This is a genomic window from Bartonella sp. TT67HLJMS, assembly GCF_042193375.1.
GTDB classification, from domain to species: domain Bacteria; phylum Pseudomonadota; class Alphaproteobacteria; order Rhizobiales; family Rhizobiaceae; genus Bartonella; species Bartonella grahamii.
In genome coordinates this window covers 43,909-56,780 of the sequence record NZ_JBHILP010000001.1, presented here as the reverse complement: position 1 = coordinate 56,780, position 12,872 = coordinate 43,909, and the positions used below count along the sequence as shown (strand labels likewise).

Genomic DNA, 12,872 nt, shown 5'->3' with positions numbered 1-12,872 from the left:
ATTGATTCAATATAAGAAGGTGTTGAGAAACTTCACGTTATTCAGAATTATTACTTAATATGAAAAACGATTACTTATAACGATAAATCAATGCGTTAAAAACTTTAACTCGTTATTTAAATTGTAAAAATATTTCCATCAAAAATGGTAATAAAAGGCACATTCATTCATCCATATTAAAATACAGTGTTTTCTTTGTTTATTGTCAATTTGCTTTTTCTCTAACTCAGTATAGAAGAAAGTTGAATGAAATAGAGGGGCTTATTCGATACACTTATGGGGGTCACTACATAAGTGATGAATAGAAGAAATTTATCAAGAAAAAAGAATCTGTAGTGCAGTGGTTGAAATTTGTCATCGTTTAGAGAGACAGAGTCAAGGGATATAAAAAGTTATGGAATTATATCGTTTTTTTACATAACTGAAGGGAAAGAGGATTATGCATTTGATATCATATTTTTATACACAATCGCATATTGCGATAGTTGCTTTTGTTTTGCAATCTGATCTAGCATCTTCGAAAGATGTAGAATATTTAATGACAAAAAAAGAAAATCATCATGAAATTTATACATAAGAAACAGTTACTTAAGAGATATCCGGAAGGAGAAAAATTATAGCGAAAAGCGATAATAAAACACCCTACACTCAATTCACATAAGAACAAGTCGCTTAAATATCTAAAGCGTAATTTGTTATCTGTTTTTTGAAATATAAGAATGAAAAAACCACCCCTATGACAAAAACCTTATTATTTTCAGATAACTAAATATTAGATAACATTGTACACAAAAAAGCATACACAAGCAATTTATTGCAATCGCCTATGAAGATAAAATTTTCTGGAAGCTTATTACCTACTGCTTACGCAATTATATAAAGTATATTACTTTACCGCAACAGTTCGTCCGTTGCTAACAAAACCTTCTCTTTGCGCACGCTTACGAGCAAGCTTACGTGTACGACGAATAGCCTCAGCTTTTTCACGAGCACGCTTCTCAGATGGCTTCTCATAATAACTACGCATTTTCATTTCACGGAAGATACCTTCACGCTGCATCTTTTTTTTCAACGCACGGAGCGCTTGGTCAACATTATTATCACGAACGAGTACTTGCACTATCTATCCTGCTTTTTTCAGTGTCATAAATGATAGGAAAAACCTACGTCCTTTTAAAGGCATATCCAAAAGGACAAGCACCTATATCACATAAATAAGACATTTGTCTATATCGCTTTTTAAAATTCTATTCTTTTTGCAATAAAACGCTTTTTATAATGAATGATAGAATTTACGGTTATAAATTTATGAAAGTCCTTGTATTTGATCATTTTCGTCAAGATGAATTTTTTCAGCCGTGGGATAATGGGGTAGTCCCGGCATGGTCATAACATCTCCACAAATGACAACAATAAAGCCGGCTCCCGCACAGAGACGAACTTCACGTACGGGAATTTCAAAATCAACAGGAGCACCATATTGCTTGGGATCAGAAGAAAAAGAATAAGGTGTTTTTGCCATACAAATAGGGTAGGCACCAAAACCTTCTTTTTCCCAAGATTCAAGTTGTTTGAGAATAGGAGCTGGGATGATGGCGCCACGCCCACCGTATAGCTTTGTTATAATACAATTAATTTTTTGAACGAGTGGAATATTATCTTGATATAAAACTTTAAAATGAGAATGTTTTTCTTCAATCAAGGTAACGAGTTCTTGTGCAAGTTCTATAGCGCCTTTACCACCTTGTTCCCAATGCTTACAGATAATAGCTTTGTGTCCAGTTGTTGCAACTATTTTTTGTAATGTTTTTATTTCAGCATCGCTATCGCTGTCAAAATGATTGATAGCCACAACACAAGGAATACCGTAGTGCTCCATATTCTTTATATGTCGTAAAAGATTGGCTGTTCCTTTTTCTAAAGCGGTGATATTTTCTTCTGTCAGGTTATTTTTATCCACACCACCATTCATTTTTAATGCACGAATAGTTGCGACGATCACTGTAGCATTTGGTACAATACCTGCTTGCCTACATTTGATATTGAAGAACTTTTCTGCTCCAAGATCTGCTCCAAACCCTGCTTCTGTGACAACATAATCAGCAAGTTTTAAAGCAGTTTTTGTTGCTATAACTGAATTGCAACCATGAGCAATGTTGGCAAAAGGTCCTCCATGAACGAGAACAGGGTTATTTTCAATTGTCTGTACGAGATTGGGTTGTATAGCATCTTTGAGAAGAACTGCCATTGCACCTTCTGCATTGAGATCAGAAACGGTGATGGGCGTTTTATCATAACGATAAGCAACAATAATTTTTTTGAGTCTTTGTGTAAGGTTTTCTAAATTTTCAGAGAGACAAAGAAGTGCCATAATTTCTGACGCAACAGTAATATCAAAACCTGTTTGGCGTGGAAAACCATTTGTTATACCCCCCAATGAAATAACAATATCGCGCAATGCACGGTCATTCATATCAAGAACGCGTTTCCAAACAATGCGACGTGGATCAATGTTTAGAGTATTTCCCCAATAAAGATGATTATCTATCATTGCGGCAAGAAGATTATGAGCAGCTGTAATAGCATGAAAATCACCGGTAAAATGTAAATTAAGGTCATCCATTGGAACGACTTGCGCATAACCACCACCAGCAGCACCACCTTTTACACCAAAACAGGGACCTAAAGACGGTTCTCTCAAGGTAGCTATTGTTTTTTTACCAATAAGATTAAGAGCATCACTTAGTCCAACTGTTGTTGTTGTTTTGCCTTCTCCGGCAGGTGTGGGGTTGATAGCTGTGACGAGGATAAGTTTACCATCTGGATTTTTATCAAGCGATTTTATGTATTCAGAAGAAATTTTAGCTTTATCATGGCCATAGGGAATGAGATTTTCATGTGAGATACCAATTTTTTGTGCAATTTCAATAATATGCTGCTTTTTAGCAGTGCGAGCAATTTCAATATCTGTTTTAGGCATGGAAAAATTCTTTAAACTTATCTTTTATTAATGTTCGAGATCTGTACCCCATGGATTAATTAGAAGAATTCATAGAGAACAGAAAGTGTCAGGATATCATAGAAGTCGATGACATGCTATGCAAGAGATAATGCTAAAGAAGCACGAGAAGAGTTTCATTGTTTTTTAGGAAAAAGAGTTTCTTTGCTTTTAAGCAGTAAAAATATGTTTAATTCAATTAAAAATATCTCGAAAAGAAGCTTTGGTTTGCAACAAAATGCTAATGATATTAATGGATACCATAAGTGTTTTATGGCGGCACATCTGAAGTCCCTATTAAGATGGGATTGCTAGGAATAAAATATCCAGAAACATCTAGTTATGGAAAAATTAGAAATAAGCACGCAAAAAATTATCTAACTGATTAAAGAGTATAATCCGGAAGAGACTAAAAACAAACGCATAGATCGAAAAAAGAAAACAACACACGCTGCTTATGCAATCGTTATGATTATTAGCTAATAAAAGCACCTTGGAGCTGAATTGAAGGACTCATAACATCTTATTCTAGCAAAATGGCTAAAGAAACGACTCACAACAGAATGAAGTAACAAAATACAAAAAACAAAGATAGGCAAAAATAAATCACAAAATAAAGAATTTAAAGAGCCTGAATTTATAAGAAGATACTATTGATAGATGGCGCACCCGAAGAGATTCGAACTCCTGACCCCCAGATTCGTAGTCTGGTGCTCTATCCAGCTGAGCTACGGGTGCATACATTTCAGTTTTTTACATTATCTACGACAAAGGGTTCCTAATCGTTTCATTAAAGAAATGCAAGTGAAACTTGGATAGTAATAAAAAAAAACTCTCTTTTTTATGAGATATTTTAAAAAAGGATATAATATATTATGGTTTCAGTTGGTTTTGATATAATCATTTTTTGTTGTGACCGTACAAAGCAATATGAACGATAGTTAACTTGACGTTTTAATCTATGAAAGATAGTCAAGCAAAGATGAGATGTGTTTTTTGCGGTGGGGGTAAGATATATACACCCGCTGTTTGGGTTTTGTGTAAAACGCCGATATTACTGTTGAAAACTATTTCAGATGAACATGACACAGCAAGGGTGGATGTATGGCGTTATTAAAAAAGAGCTTTCCGTTGGTATTTTTAATCGTCGTTTTAACGGTTACTTATTGGGCTGGAAAAAAGAGTGCAGAACAACCCATTTCTATGGTAGATAAAACAAGAGTATCGTATAAAGCTTCAAAGGAAAAAATGGGAAGACCACCAGCGAATGTTGTCGTTGATCTTGTAAAAGTTCAAGATTTTTATGAACAACTTAACGTTCTTGGGAGTGGAAAAGCTCTTGCAGAAGTCGATCTTACCCCTTTATCCTCAGGTGTTATTGATAAGCTTTTTGTATCAGCTGGTACAAAAGTACAAGTCGATGATGTGATTGCAAAGCTTGATTCTAAAAAAGAGGAAATAGCGGCTGCAAAAGCAAAAGTACAACGTGATAATAATGCATTAACGCTTTCGCGCATTCTTAAATTACGCGCCAGCAATACAGCAACGGAAGTTCAAGAAATTACAGCACGTTTAGAGTTGGATAACGCAAATTTAGTTTTGCGTAATGCTGAATTAGATCTCGATCGGCGAACAATTCGTGCACCGATTCCTGGAGTTGTTGGTATTTTGCCCGTTGATGTGGGGAATAACGTGACCCTTAATACCGTAATAGGGCGTATTGAGAATAGAGAACGTATTTTGGTCGATATATGGGCCCCTGAACGATATGTGTCGCGCATCCATAAAGGAGATGAGGTAACGGCAACATTAACTGCGCAGCCAGATAAATCTTTTGTTGGCCATATTTATGCGATTGATAATATTGTTGATCCAGAAAGTCGCACGCTTCATGCTCAGGTTGAAATTAATAATGAAAAAGATACGCTCATGTCTGGTATGTCCTTTTCTGTTGTATTGCAATTTCATGGTGGTTCTTTTCCTGTCGTTAATCCTCTTGCGGTTCAATGGAATAGTAAAGGGTCATTCGTTTGGCGTGTGAGAGAAGGAAAAGTAGAGTCTATTCCCGTATCAATTATTCAGCATAAAGCGGATCAGGTTTTCGTGAAAGCTCCCCTAGAAAAGGGTGATCAAGTTGTCATTCAAGGGGTGCAAATGCTTTATCCAGGAAGTAAAGTAACTATTGATGACCCAAAGTCCCATCAACAGCAATTATCAGCGGTTTATGGAACGGATATACAATGAGCCAAGAATTAAGCACAAAACAGCCTATATCAAAGGTGGAGCAAGGTGGTCTCATTGCCTTATTTATTCGCAGACCGGTTTTTACTTTTGTTTTAAATGCTATGATCATCATTGCAGGATTTGCAGCATGGTTGAATGTTGATGTAAGAGAATTACCCGATGTTGATACTCCAGTAACAACGATTGTGACGATGTTTTCTGGTGCGTCAGCAGAAACCATTGATCGTGAAGTAACAAAAATTATAGAAGATGCGGTTTCTCGTGTTTCAGGTGTTAAGACAATTTCTTCAACATCTTCTTTTGGACGCTCTCGTGTGCAAATTAATTTTAATGTCGGTGTTGATTTGAATGTAGCTGCATCTGATATTCGTGATGCTCTGTCTCGTATTGCTTATTCTTTACCAAAAAATGCAGATACCCCTCTGATCATTAAAGCAGATTCGAATGCTGCTGCTATGATGTATTTGGTTGTGACGTCACCAACAATGAGTATTGATGATTTAACAACGATTGTAAATGATCAGATTGTTGATGCAATTTCTGCTGTTGATGGTGTTGGTGATGTACAGGTTGATAGTGCTCGCACAAAGATTTTTCAGATTGATATAGATCAAGCAAAACTTGCAAGTTATGGATTAACTGTAGCAGATATTTCACGTGTTCTTGCTGATATGACAACGGATGTGCCAGTAGGATCATTACGCAATTCTAAGCAAACTTTAGTTGTCCGTGCCACTGCTCGTCTAACAACACCAGAATCTTTTGAACAAGTTGTTTTAAAGCCTCATGTGCATCTTGGTGATGTTGCGCATGTTACTTTATCGCCGGATATAGAAACGGTTATTCTTCGTGTCAATGGAAAGACAGGTATTGGATTAGGTATCGTGCGGAAAGCACAATCCAACACGCTTAATATTTCTCAAGGTGTAAGAGCCGTTGTTGATAATCTCAAAAGTATTGTTCCTTCTTCTGTACATATAGACGTTATTAATGACGATGCAATTTTTATTAAAAGTGCCCTTCATGAGGTTGAGGTTGCGTTGGTCATTGCTATTTTGAGCGTTATTTTAGTCATTTTTCTTTTTCTCAGAGATATTCGTGTAACACTGATACCTGCTTTATCTCTTCCTGTTGCCTTAATTGGTACCATTGCAGCTATTTATCTTGTGGGATTTTCATTGAATATTCTCACATTTTTAGGACTTGTTTTAGCAACAGGGCTTGTTGTGGATGATGCCATTGTTGTTCTGGAAAATATTGTTCGATGGCGCAATATGGGGTTAGGTTCCAGAGCTGCAGCGGTGTTAGGAACACGTGAAGTTTTTTTTGCTGTTGTCGCAACAACATTGACTTTAGTGGCTGTATTTGTTCCTATTTCCTTTCTTCCTGGGCAAGTTGGAGGGCTTTTTAGAGAATTTGGTTTTGTTTTGGCAATTTCTATTTTGCTTTCTTCAATTGTTGCCTTAACGCTTTGTCCCATGTTGGCTTCACGTTTTCTCAAAGAACATATTGAGGAGAAAGAAGAAAAGTCCCATCATTTTACTTTTTTATATAAATTAGGTACTTTTCTTCATAAGGCATATACTTACAGTTTGCATCAGTGTTTAGAAAAGCCTTGGTCTGTTGTTTTTGCTTCACTTATTTTTGCGGGTCTTTGTGTTGGAGGCTATATGAAGCTGAAACAGGAATTAACTCCAGCAGAAGACAGAGCTTTTATCTTTTTGGTTATTAATGGACCACAAGGTATTTCAACACAATATTTGAACGAACAGGTAGAGCAAATTGAAGCAAGTCTACAGCCATTACGTGATGCAGGGGAGATTGCTAACAGTTACTCTATTGCGGGTATTGGTGGTTCACCCAATACTGCTTTTTTGCTTTTATTGCTTTCATCTTGGGATAAACGTTTACGTAGTCAGCAAGAAATTGTGAAGGATGTTAATGCAAAGGTTAGACAGTTTCCCGCAGTTTTTGTGTTTGCTGCGGAGGGAAATTCTCTAGGTGTGAGAGGAACTGGGCAAGGATTACAATTTGCAATTCTTGGCAACGATTATGCAACACTACAACCCATTGCTGATAAGCTGGTGAGTGCTTTACAAGATGATCCGCGTTTTATTCGACCACGTCTTACTGTTGATGCAACACAACCGCAATTTTTTATTGAAATCAATCGAAAAAAAGCCTCCGATTTAGGGATTGATATCACCAATTTGGGCGATACATTACAAGCAATGTTGGATGGTAAAAAGATTGGTTCCATTAACGTGGATGATCATTCTTACGATGTTAAATTGATATCGCGTAAAAATTCTATGAAGAGTCCTAGTGATTTAGAAAATATTTTCTTAAAGACTAAAGACAATCGATATGTTCCTTTATCGGTTATTGCGCATTTACATGAAAAAGCTATCGCTCCCCAATTAAAGCGGGAAAAACGCATGAGCGCTGTTATTTTAAGCGCAAATCTTGCTCCAGGTATCGCTTTAGGGGAAGCTTATCAAACTGTACAGAAAATTGCTTCTCCTTTGTTATCAAAAGGAATCTACGTGGTTCCCTTAGGAGAAGCTGAAACGCTTAATGAAACATCTTCCAATTTTATGATTGTTTTTGGCATTGCTTTTTTGATTATTTTATTGATTTTGGCTGCTCAGTTTGAAAGTTTTATTTCAGGATTCATTATCATAGCTACGGTCCCATTAGGGATTGGTTGTGCTGTAATTGCTATGCTATTAAGTGGTGTGAGTCTTAATATTTACAGTCAAATTGGACTAATTTTGTTAATTGGCGTTATGGCAAAAAATGGTATTCTCATTGTTGAATTTGCAGATCAATTACGAGATCAGGGAAGAAGTGTGCGTGAAGCCGTAGAAGAAGCAGCAAATATTCGACTTCGTCCAGTTTGTATGACAATGATTTGTGCCATTTTAGGAGGTATTCCTTTGGTTTTAGCCAAAGGTGCTGGTGCAGAAGCTCGTATAGCTTTAGGTTGGGTTATCGTTGGTGGCCTAGGTTTAGCAACTATTTTTACGCTTTATGTCACACCGGTTGTTTATCTTTTTTTGGGGCGGTTTATAAGACCGAAAGCAGAAGAAGATTTACGCTTAACAAAAGAACTCAATCAAGTTAAATGATGTATCTGATAGAAAAGATTTGAAAGTTTATTCTTGTAAAAATATCATTTTCGGATCTTATCCTTTTATTTTGTATATTCCTTCATTTTTATGTGAGCAGTGAAAATAGCGAGTAATATGAGCACTACAGGAGACGCTTTCTGCTTTGTTATGGTTTGGGCATAGATTTCATTATCAATAACCGTATAGGATAAGCTTATGGGAGATAGCTTTTCGATTCGAAATGAAAAGGCTTTTGAGGCCACGTTAAAAGCTTTAAGAAACCATGCCGCAAAGGATGGGGTCTATGATATTCGTCGACATTTTGTAGAAGATGAACAGCGTTTTTCCCATTTTTCCCTCAGACTTGATGATCTTCTTTTTGATTTTTCAAAATGTGGTGTGACATTTAAAACATTGCAACTTCTAGATGACTTAGCTGTCGCAGCAGATGTGTTAGGCCGGCGTGATGCAATGTTTTCTGGTAAGGCGATTAATACAACTGAAAAACGCTCAGTTCTTCATATTGCGTTACGTTTACCTGCTGATGAAATTTTCATGCTGGATGGTCATAATCTTATTCGCGATATTCAAGACGTCCTTGAAGATATGGAAAGATTTTCTGAAAAGGTACGTGATGGCAGCTATAAGGGAAACAGCGGCGAGAGAATAAGTGATATTGTCAATATTGGTATTGGTGGTTCTGATCTTGGTCCTGCAATGGTCACATATGCTTTAAAACCTTATCATGATGGTCCACAGTGTCATTTTGTTTCTAATGCTGACAGTGCCCATATTTCTGATACTCTCTCTATTTTGAATCCAGCAACAACGCTGTTTGTCATTGCTTCTAAAACTTTTACAACGGCTGAAACAATGGTAAATGCTCAAGTTGCACGTCAGTGGATTTGTTCACATTTAGGAGAAGAAGCCGTTGGTACGCATTTTGTTGCTGTTTCAAGTGCGCTTGATAAAGTGGCAGAATTTGGCATAGATTCCGCAAGAGTTTTTAAATTTTGGAATTGGGTGGGAGGACGTTATTCAATTTGGTCAGCCATTGGACTTGTTGTTATGTTTGCAATAGGTGGTGGAAATTTTCGCCAATTTCTCAATGGTGCATTGCAAATGGACCAACATTTCAAAACTATGCCTTTGCATAAAAATATTCCTATTCGTTTTGCTCTTTTAGGATTCTGGCATCGTGTTATTTGTGGTTATTCATCACGTTCTATCATTCCTTATGCACAGCGTTTAATACATTTTCCAGCTTATTTACAACAGCTTGATATGGAATCAAATGGTAAGCAAGTCTCGCTGGATGGAAAACCATTAAGTTTTTCAAGTGGTCCGATTGTTTGGGGGGATTCAGGAACAAATAGTCAACATGCTTTTTTTCAGCTTCTGCATCAAGGAACAGATATTATTCCTGTAGAATTTATTTTATTTATAAAAGGGCATGAGCAAAATTTACATTCTATGTATGAGATGTTGCTAGCAAACGGTTTAGCACAATCAAAAGCATTGATGAAGGGGCGTAGTATTGAAGATGCTCGGCATATCTTGATAAAAAATGGAGTTAATGAGGGTGAAGCAAATCATTTAGCACTTCATAGAAGTTTTAAAGGAAACCGTCCCAGCATTACGTTGGTTCAAGATTTATTAACACCTTTTACACTTGGTCGTCTTATTGCGCTTTATGAACATCGTATTTTTGTTGAAGGGATTTTAATGAATATTAATTCATTTGATCAATGGGGGGTTGAACTTGGTAAAGAATTAGCAAATGAGTTACTACCAATTCTTCGTGGAGAAAGTAAAGCGGATAATCGCGATAGTTCAACATTAGGGTTGCTAGCACATATTCAAGAAAGACGTGCAAAATAAATATAATTTGACAGTAGGTTTTGTACTAACTAAGCAAAAGTAGAATGAGAGAGAATTATGAGATAATTCTTTGATTTTACTATACGTTCTCTTATTATCTGAACTATATTTATGTAACAGAAAGCCAAAAAGTGAAAAAATTGTAATAATGAGAATTTATTCGCACAAACGATAAAGAGCTTTGAAAAGTCTTGAAGATCTTTTGAAAAATGGATTGATACAAAACCTGCTTACAAACTACACTAGGTAAAAATATACAGAATCCACCGGCAAGCTACGATTAAAGACATTTTAATAATATCGCTTTATAAACTTTGGCGGAGAGAGAGGGATTTGAACCCCCGATAGAGTTGCCCCTATGCCGCATTTCGAGTGCGGTGCTTTCAACCACTCAGCCATCTCTCCATAATAAAGTGAAATAAAAATTGGCACTATTTGAGTGTATAAGGGGTAGATAACCTTCAATTGTTTTTGGTACAACCTTTTTTTCTTTTTTATGGGACTTTATTGACAGAGAATAGAAATTCCTTCATATATACGGAACATGAGCGTGGAGAAATCTGCGCGTATTTGTGTTGAAGAAGGTTTTATCCTTCTTTAAAATCTATTACGACTGATAAAAAGCAGCCTATTTTCCCTTATTTCAAGGCAGAAATTAAATAAGAGCTGGAGTGAACGGAAGGATAAAAAATGTTCGCAGTCATTAAAACTGGTGGTAAGCAATACCGCGTTGTTGCTAATCAAGTGGTGAAAGTTGAAAAAGTTAGTGGAAATGCGGGTGATGTTGTTGAATTCAATGACATATTGATGGTTGGGCAAGAAGGTAATGCGGTTATTGGTACCCCTGTCGTTGCTGATGCATTGGTGACAGCCGAGATTGTAGAACAGGCACGTGGGCGCAAGGTTATCGCATTTAAGAAGCGCCGTCGTCAAAATTCTAAACGCACGCATGGTCATCGTCAAGAATTTACGAAGCTTCGTGTTTTAGAAATTTTAATAGGTGGTTCAAAACCTAAAAAAGCAGCTGCAAAGCCGATAAAAGAAGAGGCAACTGCACCAAAAGAAACAAAAGATGCTGCTTCTGTTGAGAAGACGGCTAAAAAAACGGCTGAAAAAAAGACTGCGTCGCAGAAGAAAGCATCTGTAGCATCAAAGAGTAAGAAAGATTAAAGGAGAGCGTCTATGGCACATAAAAAAGCTGGTGGTTCCTCGCGTAATGGTCGCGATTCAGAATCGAAACGTCTGGGCGTTAAAAAATTTGGTGGTGAGACCGTTATTGCTGGAAATATTATTATTCGCCAGCGTGGTACACGTTGGCATCCTGGCAACAATGTCGGCATTGGAAAAGACCATACGCTTTTTGCATTATCAAATGGAAAGGTTTCTTTTCAACGCAAAGCGGGTGATCGTTCCTATGTTTCAGTCATTCCTATGGTGGAGGCAGCAGAGTAATCTGTAACACTCTCTAGCAATCAACGGGATTCCATTGAATTGTAGTTGTGGTTTTATAAGTATTAAAAGGGAAAGATGAATTTCATCTTTCCCTTTTTGTTTTGGTACTATAATAAATGTAGAAGATATACGAAAAAGGTGGAATTGGGGAAATGACTTTTCTCAATGAGGGAAGGGGTTTGTGCGGTGTTATGTTAGTATTTAGTACTGAACGTATTGATATTATGATAGAATTTGTTGATAAGTTTCTGTATAATAATAGTGAGGAGAGACTTTCTTTTTATGCATGAAGAAGTGTCTAGTAATTTCTTTATAAGAGGAGCAGTTTGTTTTCAGGAAATTATGAGAAATTTAATGAAAGCATTATTAAAGCATTATTTACGTAATCATTTTGATAAAGATGAATCTTTTTATTGGCATTGTAGTATTGATGAGTTGTCATACTGTTTTTAGGTGGTGGTGTGGATAGGTGGGGCTATTCATTTAAAAGGATATAGGGATAAAAAATCCATAAGATGGCAGTCAAAACTACTTTGAAAGTGACGTGCATTAAGGAGTTTTCGGTAAATCGAGAGTGAAATTATATTTTTAAGGAGGACGCTGTTTAAAGATATAAAAATAACCAATGTGCAATCAGCGCTCTTCAAGAATATTTTTTCTGATTTCACTATTATTGTATTGTACATTTTTGAAAATAAACAAGCATAAAAGCTGGGATTAAGGCAATAACTGCTTTTCATTTTTTACTTTATTTATCTTATTTGTAGCGTTTTTCTTGATTTTAGTAGTTGATGATGGTGCTTGGGTGATGCTCGTACTTTGCAGATATGCGACAGAGGGTATTGTGTGTTTGCGATATTGATTGAAGTAAAGGAGTATCTTAAAATACATGGATGTTATATATCAATGAGGTAGCGTCATAGGATGAGCTGCACGGAATTTTAAAGATGATAAGTTGCATAGAGCAATTTATAATTATGTAATGAATTTATAAAGAGGGATAATAGGTTAAATAAACTTTGAGGAATCAGTTAAAATATTAACTGAAGTTACAGATGATTGGGAAGGATGCTTTCTTTTAGGGAGAATAATGAAAAGTTATGTTGAATAACTTGGGATAATGAGAGCGTTTTTAAAACATAGTTTTTTAGGTGATTGGTGCTGTAAAAATCGGGGTTTTGTTT

Annotated in this window: 7 protein-coding genes and 2 tRNA genes; 5 read left to right on the top strand and 4 right to left on the bottom strand. The window is 36.3% G+C overall.

Annotation, left to right across the window (positions count from 1 at the left end; genetic code table 11):
* Positions 1-886 precede the first annotated feature (886 nt).
* The 3 genes from rpsU to ACFIJQ_RS00145 all read right to left on the bottom strand — a co-directional run bounded on the left by rpsU (position 887) and on the right by ACFIJQ_RS00145 (position 3,736).
* Positions 887-1,120, bottom strand: coding sequence for a 30S ribosomal protein S21 (rpsU, locus tag ACFIJQ_RS00155; protein WP_012754552.1), 234 nt, complete (start codon positions 1,118-1,120; stop codon positions 887-889).
* A gap of 186 nt (positions 1,121-1,306) precedes the next feature.
* A complete protein-coding gene (locus tag ACFIJQ_RS00150) occupies positions 1,307-2,980 on the bottom strand; it encodes a formate--tetrahydrofolate ligase (protein ID WP_375627928.1) in 1,674 nt (557 codons plus the stop codon).
* Between the two features lie 679 nt (positions 2,981-3,659).
* Positions 3,660-3,736, bottom strand: a tRNA-Arg gene (locus ACFIJQ_RS00145).
* Between the two features lie 366 nt (positions 3,737-4,102).
* Between ACFIJQ_RS00145 and ACFIJQ_RS00140 the strand changes: the two genes are divergently transcribed.
* The 3 genes from ACFIJQ_RS00140 to pgi all read left to right on the top strand — a co-directional run bounded on the left by ACFIJQ_RS00140 (position 4,103) and on the right by pgi (position 10,236).
* Positions 4,103-5,242, top strand: a complete 1,140-nt coding sequence (locus ACFIJQ_RS00140) for an efflux RND transporter periplasmic adaptor subunit (protein ID WP_273787455.1) — start codon at positions 4,103-4,105, stop codon at positions 5,240-5,242.
* The gene (locus ACFIJQ_RS00135) at positions 5,239-8,373 is read left to right on the top strand and encodes an efflux RND transporter permease subunit (protein WP_375627926.1); all 3,135 of its coding nucleotides are present in this window, start codon (positions 5,239-5,241) and stop codon (positions 8,371-8,373) included. Before ACFIJQ_RS00140 ends, ACFIJQ_RS00135 begins: the two co-directional genes overlap by 4 nt.
* Positions 8,374-8,571: 198 nt before the next feature.
* Positions 8,572-10,236, top strand: coding sequence for a glucose-6-phosphate isomerase (pgi, locus tag ACFIJQ_RS00130; protein WP_375627924.1), 1,665 nt, complete (start codon positions 8,572-8,574; stop codon positions 10,234-10,236).
* A gap of 315 nt (positions 10,237-10,551) precedes the next feature.
* Here pgi and ACFIJQ_RS00125 read toward each other — a convergent pair.
* Positions 10,552-10,641: transfer RNA gene (locus tag ACFIJQ_RS00125), tRNA-Ser, on the bottom strand.
* Between the two features lie 285 nt (positions 10,642-10,926).
* Here ACFIJQ_RS00125 and rplU point away from each other — a divergent pair.
* Positions 10,927-11,406, top strand: a complete 480-nt coding sequence (rplU, locus tag ACFIJQ_RS00120) for a 50S ribosomal protein L21 (protein ID WP_375627923.1) — start codon at positions 10,927-10,929, stop codon at positions 11,404-11,406.
* 12 nt (positions 11,407-11,418) lie between these two features.
* A complete protein-coding gene (gene rpmA, locus ACFIJQ_RS00115; protein WP_273787451.1) occupies positions 11,419-11,688 on the top strand; it encodes a 50S ribosomal protein L27 in 270 nt (89 codons plus the stop codon).
* Positions 11,689-12,872 lie beyond the last annotated feature (1,184 nt).

Excerpts from the sequence above, each read along its gene's own strand:
- ACFIJQ_RS00150 (WP_375627928.1), bottom strand. The coding sequence starts at position 2,980 with ATGCCTAAAACAGATATTGAAATTGCTCGCACTGCTAAAAAGCAGCAT.
- ACFIJQ_RS00140 (WP_273787455.1), top strand. The coding sequence starts at position 4,103 with ATGGCGTTATTAAAAAAGAGCTTTCCGTTGGTATTTTTAATCGTCGTT.
- ACFIJQ_RS00135 (WP_375627926.1), top strand. The coding sequence starts at position 5,239 with ATGAGCCAAGAATTAAGCACAAAACAGCCTATATCAAAGGTGGAGCAA.
- pgi (WP_375627924.1), top strand. The coding sequence starts at position 8,572 with ATGGGAGATAGCTTTTCGATTCGAAATGAAAAGGCTTTTGAGGCCACG.
- rplU (WP_375627923.1), top strand. The coding sequence starts at position 10,927 with ATGTTCGCAGTCATTAAAACTGGTGGTAAGCAATACCGCGTTGTTGCT.
- rpmA (WP_273787451.1), top strand. The coding sequence starts at position 11,419 with ATGGCACATAAAAAAGCTGGTGGTTCCTCGCGTAATGGTCGCGATTCA.